General features: G+C 69.2%; 17 protein-coding genes and 1 pseudogene. 7 read left to right on the forward strand and 11 right to left on the reverse strand.

The features are described 5' to 3' along the window. Positions 1–48 precede the first annotated feature (48 nt). On the reverse strand, positions 49–636 hold the full coding sequence (locus IWC96_RS08095) for a GGDEF domain-containing protein (RefSeq protein WP_021698631.1): 588 nt from the start codon (positions 634–636) through the stop codon (positions 49–51). A gap of 119 nt (positions 637–755) precedes the next feature. Here IWC96_RS08095 and purE point away from each other — a divergent pair, with 119 nt between their 5' ends. Then, on the forward strand, positions 756–1,247 hold the full coding sequence (purE, locus tag IWC96_RS08100; RefSeq protein WP_021698632.1) for a 5-(carboxyamino)imidazole ribonucleotide mutase: 492 nt from the start codon (positions 756–758) through the stop codon (positions 1,245–1,247). Continuing rightward, positions 1,247–2,326 carry a 5-(carboxyamino)imidazole ribonucleotide synthase gene (locus tag IWC96_RS08105; RefSeq protein WP_196838704.1) on the forward strand — a complete coding sequence of 360 codons (1,080 nt, stop codon included), beginning with the start codon at positions 1,247–1,249 and terminating at the stop codon, positions 2,324–2,326. Before purE ends, IWC96_RS08105 begins: the two co-directional genes overlap by 1 nt. Positions 2,327–2,753: 427 nt before the next feature. Here IWC96_RS08105 and IWC96_RS08110 read toward each other — a convergent pair whose 3' ends face one another. Beyond that, complete coding sequence (locus IWC96_RS08110) at positions 2,754–3,392, reverse strand: COQ9 family protein (protein WP_021698634.1); 639 nt, start codon at positions 3,390–3,392, stop codon at positions 2,754–2,756. A gap of 202 nt (positions 3,393–3,594) precedes the next feature. Here IWC96_RS08110 and rpsU point away from each other — a divergent pair, with 202 nt between their 5' ends. Beyond that, positions 3,595–3,825 carry a 30S ribosomal protein S21 gene (rpsU, locus tag IWC96_RS08115; protein ID WP_148291571.1) on the forward strand — a complete coding sequence of 77 codons (231 nt, stop codon included), beginning with the start codon at positions 3,595–3,597 and terminating at the stop codon, positions 3,823–3,825. Positions 3,826–3,898: 73 nt separating this feature from the next. Here rpsU and IWC96_RS08120 read toward each other — a convergent pair whose 3' ends face one another. Both IWC96_RS08120 and IWC96_RS08125 read right to left on the reverse strand, forming a co-directional pair. After that, positions 3,899–5,350, reverse strand: a complete 1,452-nt coding sequence (locus IWC96_RS08120; protein ID WP_196838705.1) for an ABC transporter permease — start codon at positions 5,348–5,350, stop codon at positions 3,899–3,901. Beyond that, positions 5,347–6,300, reverse strand: coding sequence for an ABC transporter ATP-binding protein (locus IWC96_RS08125; protein ID WP_196838706.1), 954 nt, complete (start codon positions 6,298–6,300; stop codon positions 5,347–5,349). The genes IWC96_RS08120 and IWC96_RS08125 overlap by 4 nt, the downstream gene beginning before the upstream one ends. A 120-nt stretch (positions 6,301–6,420) precedes the next feature. Here IWC96_RS08125 and IWC96_RS08130 point away from each other — a divergent pair, with 120 nt between their 5' ends. Beyond that, positions 6,421–6,810, forward strand: coding sequence for a hypothetical protein (locus tag IWC96_RS08130; RefSeq protein ID WP_021697553.1), 390 nt, complete (start codon positions 6,421–6,423; stop codon positions 6,808–6,810). On the opposite strand, the gene IWC96_RS08135 is transcribed toward IWC96_RS08130, so the two are convergent. The 5 genes and pseudogenes from IWC96_RS08135 to IWC96_RS08150 form a co-directional block, all read right to left on the reverse strand. After that, positions 6,807–7,442, reverse strand: coding sequence for a M23 family metallopeptidase (locus IWC96_RS08135; protein WP_196838707.1), 636 nt, complete (start codon positions 7,440–7,442; stop codon positions 6,807–6,809). The two genes, IWC96_RS08130 and IWC96_RS08135, sit on opposite strands and share 4 nt — an antisense overlap. 255 nt (positions 7,443–7,697) lie before the next feature. After that, positions 7,698–9,518 (reverse strand): autotransporter domain-containing protein, encoded by a 1,821-nt coding sequence (locus IWC96_RS08140; RefSeq protein ID WP_196838708.1) that lies wholly within the window; start codon positions 9,516–9,518, stop codon positions 7,698–7,700. Positions 9,519–9,605: 87 nt separating this feature from the next. Next, positions 9,606–10,835: a phosphoglycerate dehydrogenase gene (gene serA / locus IWC96_RS16220; RefSeq protein WP_370541122.1), complete on the reverse strand. Its 1,230-nt coding sequence runs from the start codon at positions 10,833–10,835 to the stop codon at positions 9,606–9,608. 132 nt (positions 10,836–10,967) lie between these two features. Then, positions 10,968–11,522: pseudogene (locus IWC96_RS16225) on the reverse strand (HAD-IB family phosphatase); the annotation flags it as partial. 91 nt (positions 11,523–11,613) lie between these two features. Beyond that, entirely contained in the window at positions 11,614–12,996 is a 1,383-nt protein-coding gene (locus IWC96_RS08150) for an SDR family oxidoreductase (protein WP_021697549.1), read from the reverse strand. A 125-nt stretch (positions 12,997–13,121) separates the two neighbouring features. On the opposite strand from IWC96_RS08150, the gene IWC96_RS08155 reads away from it, so the two are divergent. Continuing rightward, positions 13,122–14,030: an Hsp33 family molecular chaperone gene (locus tag IWC96_RS08155; RefSeq protein ID WP_021697548.1), complete on the forward strand. Its 909-nt coding sequence runs from the start codon at positions 13,122–13,124 to the stop codon at positions 14,028–14,030. A 3-nt stretch (positions 14,031–14,033) separates the two neighbouring features. Here IWC96_RS08155 and hslU read toward each other — a convergent pair whose 3' ends face one another. Continuing rightward, a complete protein-coding gene (hslU, locus tag IWC96_RS08160; RefSeq protein WP_196838709.1) occupies positions 14,034–15,335 on the reverse strand; it encodes an ATP-dependent protease ATPase subunit HslU in 1,302 nt (433 codons plus the stop codon). A gap of 106 nt (positions 15,336–15,441) precedes the next feature. Between hslU and IWC96_RS08165 the strand changes: the two genes are divergently transcribed. Together IWC96_RS08165 and IWC96_RS08170 are read left to right on the forward strand one after the other, a co-directional pair. Next, positions 15,442–16,989, forward strand: coding sequence for a bifunctional GNAT family N-acetyltransferase/carbon-nitrogen hydrolase family protein (locus IWC96_RS08165; protein ID WP_021697546.1), 1,548 nt, complete (start codon positions 15,442–15,444; stop codon positions 16,987–16,989). 27 nt (positions 16,990–17,016) lie between these two features. Continuing rightward, positions 17,017–17,430 (forward strand): DUF1801 domain-containing protein, encoded by a 414-nt coding sequence (locus IWC96_RS08170; protein ID WP_021697545.1) that lies wholly within the window; start codon positions 17,017–17,019, stop codon positions 17,428–17,430. Positions 17,431–17,590: 160 nt separating this feature from the next. Here the strand turns inward: IWC96_RS08170 and greA are convergent, their stop codons facing one another. Further along, complete coding sequence (greA, locus tag IWC96_RS08175; RefSeq protein WP_021697544.1) at positions 17,591–18,067, reverse strand: transcription elongation factor GreA; 477 nt, start codon at positions 18,065–18,067, stop codon at positions 17,591–17,593. Positions 18,068–18,098: the final 31 nt, after the last annotated feature.

Raw genomic sequence — 18,098 nt, forward strand, 5'->3', positions numbered from 1 at the left:
TAGCGGTTATCGGGGCGTTCCGCGCTGCGGCGTGGGGTCCGGGCGGGTCTAGCGGCTCTTCTTCTTCACCCACATGGCGGCGTCGGCTTCGGCCAGCCAGGTTTCGGCGTCGGGCTGGCCGGCATAGGCGCGCACGCCGAACGACCCGCCCAGCGGCACCCGCTCGCCCTCCCACTCGAAGCCGTCGGCGTTGAGGGCCTCCAGCAGGCGGCGGGCCTTGTCGCGGCCTTCCTCGGCCCCGGCGTTCAGCAGCAGCAGGGCGAACTCGTCCCCGCCCAGACGGCCCACGGCGTCGCTTTCCCGCAGGTTGGCCAGCATCAGCTCGGCCACGCGCTTCAGCGCCGCATCCCCGGCGGGGTGGCCCAGGGTGTCATTGACCCCCTTGAACCCGTCCAGATCCAGATAGAGCAGCACCGCCGGCACATCATGGCGGCGGCAATAGGCCAGGGCGCGGTGCAGCGCCTCCATGAACCCGCGCCGGTTCAGGGCGGGGGTCAGCACATCGTGGTCCGCCGCCGCCTCGGCCGCCTCGGCCCGGGCGCGCAGGGCCTCGACCTCCGCGCGCAGACGCCGGAGCTCGCCTTCCAGGTCGATTGCGAGCGCGCCGCTCACCGGACCCTGACCACCGTCGGACACTCCCGAACTCCCGCCGGGGGCGCGACTCACCCCCGTTTACGGAGCCGATGCTACCGCACCCGGTTGCTCACGCAACGCCGGTCCTATAAGCCCGCTCTTTCCTTGACGTCGGAGGGTTCATGGACCGCTCTACGCCCCTGGTCGCCATCGTGATGGGCAGCCGTTCGGACTGGCCCACCCTGAAGTGCGCCGCCGACGCGCTGGACGCCCTTGAGGTCGCCTGGGAGGCGCGTGTCGTCTCGGCCCACCGCACCCCCGACCGGCTGGTCGCCTTCTCGCGCGGCGCCAGGGGCGAGGGCTTCAAGGTCATCATCGCGGGCGCGGGCGGCGCGGCCCACCTGCCTGGCATGGTCGCCTCCATGACCGAGCTACCGGTGCTGGGCGTGCCGGTGAAGTCCAGGGCGCTCAAGGGGCTCGATTCCCTGCTCTCCATCGTCCAGATGCCCGGCGGCGTGCCGGTGGGGACGCTCGCCATCGGCGAGGCGGGCGCCACAAACGCCGGCCTGCTGGCCGCCCAGATCCTGGCCCTGTCGGACGAGGCCCTGGCCGGACGGCTGGCCACATGGCGCGCGGACCTGACCGCCTCGGTCGCGGAGACCGTCGAGGACTGATGGCGCAGTTCCCCCTCGCTCCCGGCTCCAGCATCGGCATTCTCGGCGGCGGCCAGCTCGGCCGGATGCTGTCGCAGGCGGCCTCGCGGCTGGGCTTCGACGTGGTGATTCTGGACCCCCAGGCCGAAAGCCCGGCGGGCCGGGTGTCGCGCCAGCAGATCACCGCCCCCTTCGACGACCCCGACGCGCTGGAGGCGCTGGGCCGGCTGTCCGACGTGGTGACTTTCGAGTTCGAGAACGTGCCCTCGGCGGCCGTGGACCTGCTGGCCGTCAACGGCGCGGCGGTGGCGCCCGGCCCCACGGCGCTGGCGGTGGCGCAGGACCGCTCGGCCGAAAAGGCCTTCCTCAATGCGGTGGGCGCCGCGACGGTGGACTTCGCCTCCATCGATTCCGCAGACGACATCACCGCCGCCCTGCCCCGCATCGGCCTGCCCGCTCTGCTCAAGACCCGGCGCGAGGGCTATGACGGCAAGGGCCAGGCGTGGGTGCGCTCGGCCGACGAGGCGGAGGCCGCCTTCGAAGCCATCGGCCGCGCCCCCGCCATCCTTGAGGCGAAAGCCGACTTCGTGCGCGAGCTGTCGATCATCGCCGCGCGCGGGCTGGAGGGCGAGATCGCCGTCTATCCGCTGGGCGAGAACCGCCACGCCGACGGCATCCTGCGCACCACCCTCGCCCCCGCCGAGGTGCGCCCCGACACCGCCGCCCGCGCCCGAGAGATCGCCGAGGCCATCCTGGACGGCCTGGCCTATGTGGGCGTCATCGGCGTGGAGCTGTTCGAGCTGGCGGACGGAACCCTGCTGGTCAACGAGATCGCGCCCCGGGTGCACAACACCGGCCACTGGACCCAGGACGGCTGTCTCTGCGACCAGTTCGAGCAGCACATCCGCGCCATCGCCGGCTGGCCGCTGGGATCAACCGACGCCGTTGCCCGGGTGGAGATGACCAACCTGTTGGGCGAGGACGTCCTCGACTGGCCCGCCCTGTCCGCCGACCCCGCCGCGCGGCTGCATCTGTACGGGAAAGGCGAGGCGCGTCCGGGCCGGAAGATGGGGCATGTGAACAGGGTGCGGGGGCTCTGATCTTTCCTCCTGGATCAGGCAACTGAACGACCGCAAAGTTGGGAAAATCGCTCTCAAGGATGCAAGCCAGATTTAGTCGAGAACGCGAAATGTCAGACGAGGATTCCCCGCTAGTTCTCGTCTGCGACCATGTGCTCGCACTCGACCACGAGGTGGACTTGATCGTTCATCATGCCGATGGGATGTGGCAACTAACATGCGGACAACCTGACCATTCTACGGACGGCTCGTCTGTTCGGCCGGTTCACCTGCACCACATCATCGACCGCTCCCCCGAAATCGCCAACGTGATGTTGAAGACGCCACGGGGACATCTCTCCGAACGGGTTGATGGCAATTGGACCATTGAGTCTCACGACGACTGAACGGGTGGTGGTCTCAACCGGTGAGCTACGGTGACCAGTGAAGCGCCCCGACTACCCCGCCGCTACCCCCGATACCGCATCCGCCCCAGCCATTCGGTGGCCTTGCGCAGCGGAGCGTCGAAGTCCTTGCCGGCTTTCCACTTTTCGAAGGTCATCACATTGTCGATGCGGCGCTGGACGAAGGCTTCGGCGGCCTCGCGGCCGTCGAACCATCGCATCGTCAGGGCCGGGATCAGGATGCCCGACAGGATCATGCGCTTGGAGTAGTGATTCTCGTCCGTGGCCGTGTCGCCGGCCCAGCGCCAGATTCGGTCCGCGCTCTCCCACGCCAGCTCCAGCCCCAGATCGGCGTTGGTGGGCAGGGCCAGGAAGCCGGCGCACCGTTTCGTGGCCTCCAGATCCGCCGCCCCGGCCTCCATGCGGGCCGAGATTCCGGCGAAGATGCGCTCGCGGATCTTCAGGCCTTCGGACGACAGGCCGTCCAGCGCGCGAGCGTCATGGCGGCGCGACAGCAGGGCCGCCAGATCGCGCGGTCCGTTGGGCAGCAACAGCTCCTCGTCCCCCCGCGACAGGCTATTGGCCTCGCAGGCCGCCCGCACCAGGCGGCGGTTCCAGCCCAGCGCCTCCGCGCGCTCCACGGCGGCGTCCAGCACCGCCTGCTCCATGCGGTCAGCCCAGTCGGGTTCCGTGCTCGTGTTCATGCCAGTAGATTACGCCCGGGCCGCGCGCGTGGCGAGCCTGCATCACAATCTGCGTCCTTTGGACCGGAAACCTAGACAGGCTCAAACCGTTCGTGTATCCGCACGCCTTCCTTGCGGGAGCCCGCCTTCCGCGAGAAATTGTTTTTTGTTCGCCCGTCTCCCTTGGATAAGGACGCGGCGGGCGGCCAAAGGAGAGATACCCCTGGTTCAGATTTTCGTTCGCGACAACAATGTCGATCAGGCGCTCAAGGCGCTGAAGAAGAAGATGCAGCGCGAAGGCAGCTTCCGTGAGATGAAGCGCCACGTGCATTACGAAAAGCCGTCGGAAAAGCGCGCCCGTCAAAAGGCCGAGGCTGTTCGCCGCGCCCGCAAGCTGGCCCGCAAGCGCGCCCAGCGCGAGGGTCTGCTGCCCGCGCCGCCGCCGCGCCGCTAAGGCCGAACGACGACCGAAACGATCAGGCCGCCCCGGTTCGCCGGGGCGGCTTTTTCACGTCGGGGAACGGGGATCACCCCTCCCGCTTCAGAACCCGGCCCAGGCTCTTCCACTCCAGCTTGACCCCCGACAGGGCCCCTGCGCGGAAGGCGCGGCCCGCCAGCCAGGTGATCACCACCACGGTCACCAGCATGCCGGCCATGGTGCCGATGATCTCGACCAGGGGCGGACCGGACGGCGCCCGCGCGCTCATCAGGAACGGGGTGAACAGGGGCACCCACGACAGCACCTTGACCAGCATGGCGTCCGGGTTGCGCATGGCCATCTGCATGACCAGCAGCGGCACGATCAGGATCATCATGATCGGCCCGATCAGGGTCTGGGCCTCGCGCGGCGTCTCGCAGAAGGCGCCGATGGCCGCGAACATCACCGCGTACATCAGATAGCCGCCCGCCAGATAGGCGAACAGATACAGCAGCAGACCGTCCTTCATCAGCACTGCGGCCACGTCCGCGCCGATCTCGGGAATCAGGGCCGCGAACCCGGCCGCGCCCATGGCGCCCCAGGCCAGCAGCACCGTCCCGGTCAGGGCGGCCACCCCCAGCACCTTGCCCGCCAGGATCTCGGCGGAGGAGGCCGACGACATCAGCACCTCCATCACCTTGTTGGCCTTCTCCTCCATGACGCTGTTCATCAGCATGGAGGCGCCGGTCACCACCAGCGACCACAACAGGAAGCCCAGGGCGAGGCCGATGATGCCCGGCAGGCGGTCGCGCAGGGACACCTCCCCGCCGCTGACGCTGGCGGGCGAGAACATCTGCACCTGCGGCCGGAACCGCTGCACATCGTCCACCACCGTGTCGGCCAGGCCCGCGCCGGTCAGAGCCTCGCGCCGGTTGACCTCGACCAGGGCGGCCCGCACCGCGTCCTCCACCGTGTCGTCGGTGGCCCGGCGCGACCACACCACCGCCGAAGGCGCGCCGTCGGCCCGGTTCAGAATCACCGCCGAATCCAGCTGCACCTCGCCCGGCAGGCGCTCCCCCTCGAACCACGGGGCCAGCACGGCCGCGGGATCCGGCGCAGACGCCAGCTCGGTCAGGTCTGCGGGCGTCGGGTCGATGATGCGGATGCGTTCGCGCGGCGTGCTGAAGCCTGCGGCCGCCTGCGGCGCGACGCGCCTGAGCTCCGCCAGTCCGGCCTCATAGCCCTCACGCTCCGCCACATCCCGCACGCCGTCGGCCGCTTCGGGCCCGGCCTCGATCCGGGCTGCTGCGCGCAGGGCCTGCGCCTGCCGGCCCAGGACCGCACGGTCCATGGCGGCGCGCACGGCGGCGGTCAGGGACGGCCCCTCGCCGGGGGCCTCCACCAGCACCACCTGGCTGATCGGTTCGGACCGCTCCATCAGAAAGGGCACGGAGCCGCCCAGAACGGCGAAGAACGGCAGGGCCAGCAGCGATAGCCAGAACCCGACCGTGCGGGCGTAGGCCAGATATTCGCGGCGGGCGATCAACAGGGCGCGTTTCATCGGGCGGCCTCCTCGGTCCGGTGACCCTGATCCTGATCCGGGTCCGCCCCGGTCAGGCCGATGAAGGCGTCGTGCAGGCTGGGCTCGCGCATCTGGAAGGTGCGCACATCCAGGCCCTGGACGAAGGCCGCCTTCAGCGCCTCCTGGCCCGCGCCGCCGGCCGCCATCGTCGCCCGGATGCGGCGCGTTTCGCCCAGATCCTCGCTCTCCACCGAGACCACCCCCGGCAGGGCCGCCACGGCCTCCGGCGCGATGGCGCCTTCCAGCTCGAGGAAGCGCGGCGCCGTGGCCCGCGCCTCATCCACCGTGCCCTCGAACGCCTTCTGCCCGCCCGCGATCAGGACCACCTTGTCGCACAGCCGCTCGGCGTGCTGCATCACATGGGTCGAGAACAGCACCGTGGCGCCCTTCGACGCGATGTCCCGGATCATGACCTCAAGCCCCTGCTGGTTCATGGGGTCCAGCCCCGAGAACGGCTCGTCCAGAATCACGAACTCCGGCTCGTGGGCCAGGGCGGCGATCAACTGGACCTTCTGGGCCATGCCCTTGGACAGGTCCTTCATCTTCTTGTTCGACGCCTCGCCCAGCCCCTGGGCCTCCAGCATGACCCGGGCCCGGCGGCGCCCCTCGCCCAGCGGCACGCCCTTCAGCCCGGCGAAGAAGGCGATGGCGTCCACCGGCGTCATCTTGCGGTACAGGCCGCGCTCCTCGGGCAGGAAGCCGATGCGGTCGCGCACCTTGCGGCCGTCGTTCGCTCCCAGGATTTCCACGCGCCCCGAGGTGGCCGGGGTCAGGCCCAGGATCATGCGGATGGTCGAGGTCTTGCCCGCCCCGTTCGGCCCCAGAAAACCGCAGATGGACCCCTTGGGAACCTGAAAGCTCAGATCGCGCACGGCCTGAAAGGCGCCGTACCGCTTGCTGACATCCGTAAGTGCGAGCGCCGGACCCATGCCGCCTCCCCTGTTCGCGAACACCATGACTAACCCGCTTCCCCGTCGCCCGCCAACCGTGGCCGTTGACGGGACTTGCGCGGCGGCGGATTGTCGAACGGGGCTTTCAGGGAGACGGATGTGCTGCGACGAATTCTGGGGACGCTGGCGGGGGTCGTGCTGGCCGTCGTCATCACCAGCCTGTGGGAGATGACCGCCCACTATCTGATGCCGCCGCCGCCCACGCGGCTGGACGTGGCGCCCGGCGCGCCGACCCTGGCTGCGGTCATCGTCGGCTATGGCGTCGCCACCTTTCTGGGCGCCCTGACGGCCGCGCGTCTGGCGCGGGTCGACTGGGCGGCGCTGATCGTGGGCGGGCTGATGATGGCGTCCGTGATCGCCCTGGTGGTCCTGATGCCCCACCCGATCTGGTTCACGGCCCTGTCGCTGGCGGTGATGGCGGTCGCGACCTTCGCAGCGCGCCACCTGAGCCTGGGGATGGGCGCTCGCGGAGGTGCTGCGGCGGCCTAGCCCCGCGCGTGGTCGCCCGGGATGCGCACCGCGAACTCGCGGCCCAGATAGTTGGCGGGGTTCAGGCGCGCGCCGCCCCGGCGGATCTCGAAATGCAGGTGAGGTCCGGTGGAGTAGCCGGTGGAGCCCACCTTGCCGACGACCTGGCCCGCCGCCACCTCGGCGCCGGTCTGCACGTCCACGGCGCTCATGTGGGCGTAAAAGCTGCGCAGGCCGTTGGGGTGACGCACCTCCACATAGCGGCCGTAGCCCGCCCGGTCATAGCCCACGGCCGTGACCACGCCCTCGGACGTGGCCAGCACCGGCGTGCCCGTGGGCGCGGCGATGTCGACTCCGGCGTGATGACGCGCGCCGGGCTCGCCCGCCAGACGGCGGGTTCCGAAGCGCGAATTAATGGGATGGCTCTTTATCGGCAGGTCGAAGGCGATGATCCGCACGGGCGGGCCCATGTCCTTCACCTCGGCGATGACGGGCGGCGCCATCGGGCGCTCGGCCACGGGCTTCTCAACCTCCACGGCCACGTACATGGCCTGGGGCGCGGCGGCCATGGCCATCACGGCGACGGCCGCCAGACCCAGGGTCTGGCCGGAATGGGTGAGGAAAGACCTCGCAGTCGGCAATAGTCGTCGCAAGCGGCGGCTCCGTCGGCGGCGTGACAAGCTCGTGAAAGCTCGATGGAAAGATCGCCGCGCGGGTCTCCGAGAGACCCGAAACCTCCGATCAGGAGGCCGGCGACCTGATCGAGGGGGCGTTGTGCGGGGCCGATGGGGCCATTTATGGGCGCCGGGTGCGACAGACCGCCGCACTGGCGCAACCTTTTGGCGCCCTCACAGAAAAACGGCGGAGAGCGCGAAGCCCTCCGCCGTCTGTCCTTCAATCCTGCGCGATCAGAACGGCAGGCTGAGAGTAATCGCCCCCACGTGGCTGTCGGCCGCCTCCGCGAACCGGCCGCGATAGCCGATGTCCAGGTTCATCCGCTCGCCCAGGCGCGCGGTGATTCCCAGATTGACCATGGCCTGCTGGGACAGCGGATTGTCGAAGGCCGTGGACAGGGCCTGGGCCGGATTGGCGGCCAGGCCGACCGTCACCGGATCGGCGTCGTCGTTGATCAGATCGCGATAGCCGCCCTCGGCGTAGAATCCGAAGGCCGGGCCGCCCCCTTCCAGCCGCAGGGCCACCTCGGCCGTGACGCCCTCCACCGTGCGGTCGGCGATGTCGTGGCGGGCGGCGGGGCCCTGCTCCACATAGCCGTCCAGATCCGCGCTGACCCAGGCCAGGGCCGCGCGCGGCGACAGGGCGAGGCCGCCCATCTCCATCCAGGTCCCCGCCTGCAGGCGGGCGCCGGTGGTCACGGCCCGGGTCTTGCCCGTGTGGACCACAGGGGTCAGGGCGGTCAGGCGGGTGATGTCGTCGAACCGGTCGCTGGAGACGCCGACCACGCCGTTGACGAACACATTGCCCGAGCGCCAGCCCGCCCACAGGTCGCCGCTGACGGTTTCGATGTCCGCCGCCAGGCGGCCGGCGGTCAGGTCGCCCTGGTCGAAGCCCACGCCCAGACCGAAGCGCCAGCTGGACGACGGCGCGGCCTCCAGCTGGAAGCGCGCGCCCCAGGTCTCGGTCTCCGCCGAGGCGACGGCGCCCCGGGCGTCGAATTCGGTCTGGTCATAGACGACCCCGGCGGTGACCCCGCCGGAGCCCTCGACCCAGCCCTCGCGGCCGGACAGGCGGGCCGAGCCGTCCTCCATCGCCCGCTCGCGGTGACGGAAGGCGGTCTCGCCCAGCACCGTGGTCTGGGCCCCCGCGTCGCCGTAGTACATGTAGTCCAGCGCCAGATTGGCCAGGGCGCGGTGCCCCGTCGCCGTCGGGTGGACCCCGTCAAAATAGAAGTAGCTGTCCGGATTGGCGCAGACCGTGAAGGTGGTCTGGTTGAAGCAGGCGTCGGTGGCGTTGGTCACGCCGAACAGGCCCGGATTGGCCGCGAAGAAGGCCGAGGCCGTCTCCAGATCCATCAGGATGATGTTGCTGTTCGCGTTGGCGGCGGCGGCGGTGAACAGCCCCTGCCTCAGGGCCGCGTTGAAGGTCGATGTCGCGCCCCCCGACAGATTCTGGGCCGGGCCGCCCCGGAACTGGGGCGTGGCGGCCAGGCTGGGCAGGTTCGAGACCAGCACCGTCCCCGCGCCCGCGCCGGCGATGGCGTTCACCAGCCCGGTGATCTCGTTTGCCGCGTCGATGGATTCCAGCGTCAGATAGCCGAGCGGATCGGCCATCGGCACCGTGCTGATCATTCCCAGAGCCTGGAAGATGTTGTTGGCGCCGCCCAGCACGCTGACCAGGTCGCCCGAGCCGAACGTCCCGCCGTTGGCCAGATAGGCCTGAAGCTGGACCTGCATGCCCGGCGGGCTCATGGCCGCGTCGGTGCGCGCGCCGCCAAAGGCGTAGTTGACGCTGCCCGCGGTCGTGCCGAAGCCCGTGGCGTCAAAGCCCAGCAGCTCGGTGAAAACGCGTCCGTTCGAGAACCGCCCCTGCCAGTAGAACGCCGCCGGGGGCTGCGTCCCGCCGGTGAAGCCGAACAGGTTGCCGTTGTCGCTCAGGCTGTCGCCGAACACGACCAGACGGTCATAGGACTGGGCTTGCGCCTGCGACGGCGCCAGCATCACGGCGCCCAGAACAGCGGCGAGCGCGGCCGCCGAAACGGTTTGACGAGACATGATCTTCCTCCCTCGACCGTCAGTGTGCGGTCGTTAACGGCAGTGTGCGCCGCTCAGCGGAGGACGCAAGATGCCGCTAGGGAAGCTTCAGTGCAGAATCCGGAACCGCAGGGTGCCGGGAATGGCCTTCAGGTCGGCCAGCAGAGCGCGGTCGTAATCCCGGTCCACGTCGGCGATCACATAGCCGGTGTGCTCGTCAGTCTTCAGGTGCTGGGCCAGGATGTTCAGCCCCGCGTCCGCCAGCACCCGGTTGATGGCCGCCAGCACGCCTGCCTGATTGCGGTGGATGTGCAGCAGCCGGTGCCCGCCCGTGACGTCGGCCAGCTGGACGTTGGGCAGGTTGACGCTGAATGTGGTGTCGCCCCGGTTCAGATAGCCCAGCACCCGCTCGGCGGCGAAGTCGGCGATGGCTTCCTGGGCCTCCTCGGTCGAGCCGCCGATGTGCGGCGTCAGAATGACGTTCTTCAGCCCCATCAGCGGACTATCGAACGGGTCGTCATTGGTGCGCGGCTCCTCGGGGAACACGTCCACCGCCGCCCCGGCCACCCGGCCCGAGCCCAGCGCCTGGGCCAGCGCCCCGATATCCACCACGTGCCCCCGCGACAGGTTCAGCAGCAGGGCGCCCGGCTTCATGCGCGCGAACTGCTGCGGCCCCATCAGATTGGTGTTCGACTGGCGCCCGTCCACATGCAGGCTGACCACGTCCGCCTCGGCCAGCAGGGCGTCCAGCGACCGCAGCCGCCGCGCATTGCCCAGCGCCAGCCGCTCGACCACGTCGTAGAACACCACCCTCATGCCCAGGGCCTCGGCCAGCACCGACAGCTGCGAGCCGATGGCGCCGTAGCCCACGATGCCCAGAGTCTTGCCGCGCAGCTCGCGAGAGCCCGTCGCCGACTTGTTCCACGCGCCCCGGTGCATGGCGGCGGACTTGTCGACCACGTCGCGCATAAGGGTGACCGTAAGCCCGATGGCCAGCTCCACCACCGAGCGGGTGTTTGAATAGGGCGCGTTGAACGCCGCCACGCCCCGGTCGGCCGCCGCCTCCAGATCGATCTGGTTGGTGCCGATGCAGAAGGCCGCCACGGCCATCAGCTTGTCCGCCGCCTCCAGCACCCGCGCCGACACATTGGTCTTGGAGCGCACGCCCAGCACATGCACGCCCCTGATCCGCTCGATCAGGGCGTCCTCGTCCAGCGCCCCCTTGAGGGTCTCGACCGAGTATCCCTCCTCACGCAGCCGCTGCACGGCCAGGGGGTGGATGTTCTCCAGCAGCAGGATCTTCATGCGGCTGCGCGGAAACGACCAGCGCCCGCTCAGGCCCTCGGCGTGCAGCACCTCGTCCAGCGAGCGCGCCTCGGCGTCCGCCGCCGCCACCACCGGCTCGCGCCGCACGACTTCCGTGAAGGCGTAGAACCGGTCCACGACCCCGGCCTGCTTCATCACCGCGTCGTTCCAGCCGTCGCCGATCAGGATCACCGGCCCCGGCAGGTTCAGCGCCTTCAGCGCCTCTGCCTTGCCCCCCTCGCGCGACAGCGGGTTGGCCTCGTCCACGCCGGTGACCCGGCCCTCGTCGTCATAGATCAGGTCGTTGGCCAGCACCCGCTCGGGCGCTACGCCCAGCTCGGCGGCCACCGGGGCGATGACCTCGCGGAACCCGCCCGAGACGATGATGATGCGATCCGCGTTCTCGGCGAAGAAGCGCCCGTTGCGGCGCACCGATGGCGTCAGTTCGCCCAGGATGCGGTCGGCCAGCGCCTCCACATGGGTTCGCGTCAGCTGCAGCAGCTCCAGCCGCCGCTTCAGCGCCTCGCCGAAGTCGATGTCCCCGGCCATGGCCTGGTCGGTCAGCCGCGCCACCCGGGTGCGGATGGCGTCGGCCTCCACGGATTCGCTCAGCACCATGTCGGCCAGCGCATCCAGCGTCTCCACCTTGACCAGGGTGGAGTCGAAATCCAGCACGACGAAAGGGGCGGCTGCGGAAGCGGAAGACGGCGAAGCGTTCATTCCGTTTCTTTAGCCGCCCCTTCGCGGGTGCAGCAATGCACGGACGCCCCTATTTCAGGCGAGTCCGGGGCATTTTTTCTCTAGCGAGCGCTCAGCGGTCCTGCGCGCGGTGGTGCTCCAGCGCCGCGGCGCCCACGGCGGCCGCGATGGTGGCCAGCGCCAGAAGCGCCCCGCCCTCGCGGGCGTGGTCCTTGGCGAAGCGGCCGGTGCGCACCGCGCCGTCCCGGGCCATGCGCCCGGTCTTGCGGGCCCCGGCCTCGATCTCTTCGGCGGGGAAGGCGTCGGCGGCGCGATCGAACCAGCGTCGGGCGTCCTTGGCGGCGCGTCCGCTCCAGTCCTCGGCGTCGTCGCGCACCCGGTCGGTCCAGCGGCCCAGGCGATCGCCCATGCTGGGCTGGCGGCGCCAGTTGCGCGGATCGACCCGCGCGCGCAGGCGCTCATAGCGGGTCGGGCCGCTGCGCTGGGTCAGAAGCACGGCCGCGACGCCGGCCAGGGCGATCAGGGCCAGCCCGCCTCCGGTGATGCCGGGGTGCATGCGGGCCTGGGCCAGAAGGCTGGACTGTCGAACCATGGGATAATGAACCTCTTCATAGAGACCGTCCTCCGTCGGGTCATAGAGCCCGTCGTCATAGGTCTGATAATCGGCGCGCCGATCACGCATCATCGAGGGTCCGAAGCGCGCCAGCAGCGGTTCCGCCACACCGGGGAACATCGCATAGAACGCAGCCAGGACCGATGCGCTCCCGCCCACCGTGATTTCCCGCGTCGAATGGGTCGCGCAGTGCAGGATGGCCTCGGCCACCACATGGCCGGCATAGACCGGCTGGGGATTACGCACCGCCTCGCCGGTCAGGTTGCGGGCGTGTCGGGGATAGGGCGTATCCACCGCCGCGGGCTTGACCAGCGACACCTTCACCGGCGCCCCCTCGCGCAGCATCTCGATGCGCAGGGCGTTGGTGAAGCCCTTCACCGCGTGCTTGGACGCCGCATACAGCCCCTGCACCGGGAACGGCGCGTCGGACAGGGTCGAGCCCACATTGATGATCGCGCCGCCGCCGGGCCGGGCCCGCAGATGCTCCACCGCTATGATCGAGCCGTTCACCACGCCCCAGTAGTTGGTGTCGAACAGCCGCTTGTGGTCCTCAAGCGTCGTCTCGCGGATGGGGCCGTAGATGGAGACCCCCGCATTGTTCACCCAGGTGTCGAACCCGCCGAACAGCCGGGTGCAATTCTCGGCCGCCTCGGCCAGGGCGTCATGGTCCGCCACGTCCGCCACCGCATAGGCGCAGCGCCCGCCCTCGGCCTGAATCTCCTCGCACAGGGCCTTCAGATCGGTCTCGCTTCGCGCGATCAGAAACACGCAGGCCCCCGCCTTCGCCGCCCTACGGGCCGTGGCCAGGCCGATGCCGGAGGTGGCGCCGGTGATGACGATGGCCTGCTTCGAAAGGGGCTTCAGCTTGGGTCTGCGGGACATGGATGGCCTTGATGCACGGGTCGAAATCGGAACGGCCCGCCCAACCGGCGGGTTCCGCCCTCTTATCATGAGGACATGAACACACTATCTGACGCCGTCCGTCGACAACCAGAGGATTTGACGCCGTGAGCGCCGCCGCGCCCCTTTCCGCCCATCCAGACGACCTGGCCGCCGCCTTCCAGATCGAGGGCTGGCCCGTGCGCGGCCGTCTGGTCCGAATGGGCCCGGCCGTGGACGCCATCCTGTCGGCCCATGACTATCCCGAGCCGGTGGCCGCCCTGCTGGGCGAAGCCTGCGCCCTGGCCGCCCTGGTGGGCTCCAGCCTGAAATTCCAGGGTCGCCTGATCGTCCAGGCCCAGGGAAACGGCCCCGTCCGCTACGTGGTCGCCGACTACGACACCGCCGGGACCCTGCGCGGCTACTGCCGCTTCGACCCCGACGAGGTGGCAGAGGCGTCGAAGGGCTTCGCCCGGCCCGGCGCCAAGTCCCTGCTGGGCGACGGCGTCTTCATCATGACCCTGGACCAGGGTGAGCACATGGCGCGTCACCAGGGCGTCACCCCCATCGAGGGCGAGACCCTGGCCCTGTGCGCCGAGACCTATTTCGCCCAGTCCGAACAGGTGCCGACCCGCGTCAACCTCGGCGTCGGCCGCGTCATCACCGCGGCCGGCGAAAGCTGGCGCGCGGGCGGGGCCATGATCCAGCTGATCGCCGGCGACGACGCCCGCGGCTCCACCGAAGAGGTGTGGGACCGCACCCGCGCCCTGTTCGCCACCCTGGGCGACGACGAACTGGTCGATCCGACCATCAGCGCCGAGACCCTGCTGTTCCGCCTGTTCCACGAGGACGGCGTGCGGCTGGAAGATCCCCTGCCGCTGGCCGCCGTCTGTCGATGCACCCCCGAGCGCGTCACCGGCATGCTGCGGTCCTTCCCCGAGGACCAGCGCGCCGAAATGGTCGAGGAGGACGGCAAGATCCGCGTCACCTGCGAATATTGCTCGACCACCTACGAGATCGAACCCGAGAGCGTCTGACGATCAGAGAATGAAGCGACTGAGGTCGGCGTTCTTCGCAAGATCGCCGACCTTGTCGCGCACCATCTCGCCGTCGAAGGTCAGGGTCTGGCCCGACAGGTCGGACGCCTTGAAGCTGGTCTCCTCCAGCACCCGTTCGATCACGGTGACCAGACGCCGCGCGCCGATGTTCTCCACCGCGCCGTTGGCGGCCACCGCCGCGTCGGCCATGGCCTCGACGGCGTCCTCGGTGAACACCAGGGTCACGTCCTCGGCCGCCAGCAGGGCCTGGTTCTGACGGATCAGATTGGCCTCGGGCTCGGTCAGGATGCGCTTGAAGTCGTCGCGGGTCAGGGCCTTCAGCTCGACCCGGATGGGCAGGCGCCCCTGCAGCTCGGGCAGCAGGTCCGAGGGCTTGGCCACATGGAACGCGCCCGAGGCGATGAACAGCACGTGGTCGGACTTCACCGGCCCGTATTTGGTTGAAACGGTGGTCCCCTCGATCAGGGGCAGCAGGTCGCGCTGGACTCCTTCGCGGCTGACGTCGGCGCCCGAGCGGTCGGACTTCGCCGCCACCTTGTCGATCTCGTCCAGGAAGACGATGCCCTCGTTCTCGGCCAGCATCACCGCCTCGCGGGTCAGGCTGTCCTGATCCAGCAGCTTGTCGCTTTCCTCGGTGATCAGGGGCGCCCAGGCGTCGCGGACCTTCAGCTTGACGGGCTTGGTCTTGCCGCCGCCCATCTTGCCCAGCATTTCGGACAGGTTCAGCACCCCCATGCCCGCCCCGCCGGGCAGATCGATGTTCTGGAACGGCGAGGTGGTGTCCGCCAGCGCCAGCTCGATCTCCTTGTCGTCCATCTCGCCCGCGCGCAGCTTCTTCTTGAAGGCGTCGCGGGTGGCCGGCTGCGAGCCCGGCCCCACCAGGGCGTCGAGGATGCGGTCCTCGGCGGCGGCTTCGGCCTTGGCCTTCACCCCCGCGCGGCGGTCGTCGCGCACCATAACCAGGGCGGCCTCCACCAGATCGCGCATGATCTGGTCCACATCGCGGCCCACATAGCCCACCTCGGTGAATTTGGTGGCTTCCACCTTCAGGAAGGGCGAGCCGGCCAGCCGGGCCAGACGCCGGGCGATCTCGGTCTTGCCCACGCCCGTGGGGCCGATCATCAGGATGTTCTTGGGGGTGATCTCGTCGCGGATGTCCTCGGGCGCGCGCTTGCGGCGCCAGCGGTTGCGCAGGGCCACGGCCACGGCGCGCTTGGCGTCGTGCTGGCCCACGATGAAACGATCGAGTTCGGAAACGATTTCGCGGGGGGAAAGGTCGGTCATGGCCTTCACATAGGCGCTGTGGAAGCGCAACGGGAGGGGTGATGCATCCAACCCGCCGCTGAACGGTTAAGCTGGCTGATAATGAACGCCGCCCATCTGGAGTCCCATGACCAAAACCGCTCGCACCGCCCTCATCGAAATTCGCAATCCGACCCTGAAGGACGTGCCGCGCATCTACGACCTGGTCCAGCGCGTCTACGGCAACAGCGGCTACACCCGCGGCATGCTGCAGGGCCAGGTGGCCGCATTCCCCCAGGGTCAGTTCATCGTCGAATACGAGGGCGACCTGGTGGGCTACGCCGCCGGCTTCCAGATCGACGAGAAGACCGCCATGGGGCCCCACACCTGGGACGAGATCACCGGCGGCGGCTACGCCTCGCGCCATGACCCCAACGGCGAGTGGCTTTACGGCATGGAGGTGTGCGTCGATCCGGACGCGCGGCGCCTGCGCATCGGCCAGCGCCTGTACGACGCCCGGCGGGAGCTGTGCGAGCATCTGGAGCTGAAGGGCATCGTCTTCGGCGGACGCATGCCGGGGCTGGACCGCAGGAAGAAGACCTTCCCCTCGCCCGAGGACTATCTGGATGCGGTCACGGCGCGAAAGGCCAAGGACCCGGTGGTCGCCTTCCACCTGCGGGCCGGCTTCGAGCCCATCGGGGTGCTGAAGGACTATCTGCCCGCCGACCGCCAATCCATGGGCCACGCCACCCACATGATCTGGCGCAATCCCTATTACCCCGAAGAGCGCGGCGCCAAGGGCGCGGTGTTCGCCTCCAAGGAAAACGTGCGCGTGGCCACGGTGCAGTTCCAGGCGCGGCGGGTGACCTCGTTCGAGGACTTCATGCACAACGTCGAATATTTCGTCGACGTGACGGCGGACTACCGATCGGACTTCGTGGTGTTCCCGGAGCTGTTCACCCTCCAGCTGCTGGCGCTGGAGGAGAAGAAGCTGAACCCGGCGGAGTCCATCGAGGCCCTGACCCGCTACACGCCGCGGTTCGTGGAGGAGATGTCCAAGCTGGCCATCAGCTACAACATCAACATCATCGGCGGCTCGCATCCCACCCGCACCGACGACGGCGAGATCCAGAATGTCGCCTACGTCTTCCTGCGCGACGGCTCGGTCCACGCCCAGGAGAAGATTCACCCCACCCCCAACGAGCGGCACTGGTGGAACATCAAGGGCGGCGACATGGTCCACGCCATCCCCACCGACTGCGGCCCGATCGGGGTGCTGATCTGCTATGATTCCGAGTTCCCCGAACTGGCGCGACGGCTGGTGGACGAGGGCGCGCGCCTGCTGTTCGTGCCCTTCTGCACCGACAACCGTCAGGGCTATCTGCGGGTCCGCTACTGCAGCCAGGCCCGGGCCATCGAGAACCAGTGCTACGTCACCCTGTCGGGCAATGTGGGCAATCTGCCCAACGTCGAGAACATGGACATCCAGTACGCCCAGTCCTGCATCCTGACCCCGTGCGACTTCCCCTTCGCCCGCGACGGCATCGCCGCCGAGGCGACCGAGAATGTGGAGACGGTGACCGTGGCCGATCTGGACCTGTCCGACCTCGCTTGGGCCAAGGCCCAGGGCACGGTGCGCAATCTGCGCGACCGCCGCTTCGACCTCTACAAGACCGTGTGGAGCGACAAGGGCTAGGCTGTCATCACGCCGGGAGGATGAACCATGCCGGATCCGTCACCGCGCCTGCTCTCCGGCGGCAATCCGCAGATTCCCAAGGGCTATGGGGACGCCCCGGTCCAGGCCTACATCGCCGCCATGCCGGGCTGGAAAAGCGATGTGGGCCGCCGCCTCGACGCGATCATCACCGGGGCGGTCCCCGATGTTCGCAAGGCCGTGAAGTGGAATTCGCCCCTCTACGGCATGGACGGCGAGACCTGGTTCCTCAGCTTTCATTGCTTCGACCGCTACATAAAGATCGCCTTTCATAGGGGGGCCGACCTCAAGCCTCTGCCCCCCGTGGCGTCGAAGCAGGTGCACATTCGCTACCTGCATGTCCCCGAGGACGGGACTCTTGATGAAGAGCAGTTCGCCGACTGGGTGGCGCAGGCCGCCCGCCTCCCCGGCGAGAAGATGTGAGCTTTACACGGTCGGACCATCGCCTGTTTTCGCCCCCTCCCCTTCAGACCGCCTACAATGGGTGACCATCGGGCCGGAGGGAGGACGATTTCAGACTATTCAGACAATTCAGACCCTGTTTTTTCGCGCTGGAGTCCGAAATCCGACCAGGGTCAGCGCGCTAGTCCACCGCTGTGATTTCAACGTCCTGGCCGGCCACAACCGCGATGTCGCCGACCCGCTTGCCCATCAGGGCCCGGGCCAGCGGCGAGACGTGGGACACCGACCCCTTCGCCGGATCGGCCTCGTCCTCTCCGACGATGCGCCAGGTCTGCACCCGGCCGTCCTCGCGCGCGATGGCCACCGAGCCGCCGAAGCGCACGGCGCCCTCCGGGATCGTCTCCACCAGCTGCGCATTGCCGCGCCGGGCGGACCAGTAGCGCAGGTCGCGGGTGGCCCGCGCCATGGCGGTGCGGTCCGCCTCGATGTCGCCCTTGGCCTGGGCGGCGGCGTAGGCGGCGCGGGCGGCGGCCAGTTCGGCGTCGATCATGGCCAGGCCGTCAGCCGTGACCAGATTGGCGTGGGGAGAAACGGGGCGGTCGGGAAGATCGGCGGCCGTGGCCTCCAGATCCTCCTCGCGGGTGAAGGCGACGCTCATGGCCGCGCTCGGTGGCGGTGCTTCAATGTCA

This window comes from Brevundimonas sp. BAL450, from assembly GCF_015767455.1.
Classification (GTDB): domain Bacteria; phylum Pseudomonadota; class Alphaproteobacteria; order Caulobacterales; family Caulobacteraceae; genus Brevundimonas; species Brevundimonas abyssalis.

What these genes read in the sequence shown, in the direction of transcription:
- purE (WP_021698632.1), top strand. Translation starts at nt 756, where the DNA reads ATGGACCGCTCTACGCCCCTGGTCGCCATCGTGATGGGCAGCCGTTCG.
- IWC96_RS08105 (WP_196838704.1), top strand. Translation starts at nt 1,247, where the DNA reads ATGGCGCAGTTCCCCCTCGCTCCCGGCTCCAGCATCGGCATTCTCGGC.
- IWC96_RS08110 (WP_021698634.1), bottom strand. Translation starts at nt 3,392, where the DNA reads ATGAACACGAGCACGGAACCCGACTGGGCTGACCGCATGGAGCAGGCG.
- IWC96_RS08120 (WP_196838705.1), bottom strand. Translation starts at nt 5,350, where the DNA reads ATGAAACGCGCCCTGTTGATCGCCCGCCGCGAATATCTGGCCTACGCC.
- IWC96_RS08125 (WP_196838706.1), bottom strand. Translation starts at nt 6,300, where the DNA reads ATGGGTCCGGCGCTCGCACTTACGGATGTCAGCAAGCGGTACGGCGCC.
- IWC96_RS08140 (WP_196838708.1), bottom strand. Translation starts at nt 9,518, where the DNA reads ATGTCTCGTCAAACCGTTTCGGCGGCCGCGCTCGCCGCTGTTCTGGGC.
- IWC96_RS08150 (WP_021697549.1), bottom strand. Translation starts at nt 12,996, where the DNA reads ATGTCCCGCAGACCCAAGCTGAAGCCCCTTTCGAAGCAGGCCATCGTC.
- hslU (WP_196838709.1), bottom strand. Translation starts at nt 15,335, where the DNA reads ATGACCGACCTTTCCCCCCGCGAAATCGTTTCCGAACTCGATCGTTTC.
- IWC96_RS08165 (WP_021697546.1), top strand. Translation starts at nt 15,442, where the DNA reads ATGACCAAAACCGCTCGCACCGCCCTCATCGAAATTCGCAATCCGACC.
- IWC96_RS08170 (WP_021697545.1), top strand. Translation starts at nt 17,017, where the DNA reads ATGCCGGATCCGTCACCGCGCCTGCTCTCCGGCGGCAATCCGCAGATT.
- greA (WP_021697544.1), bottom strand. Translation starts at nt 18,067, where the DNA reads ATGAGCGTCGCCTTCACCCGCGAGGAGGATCTGGAGGCCACGGCCGCC.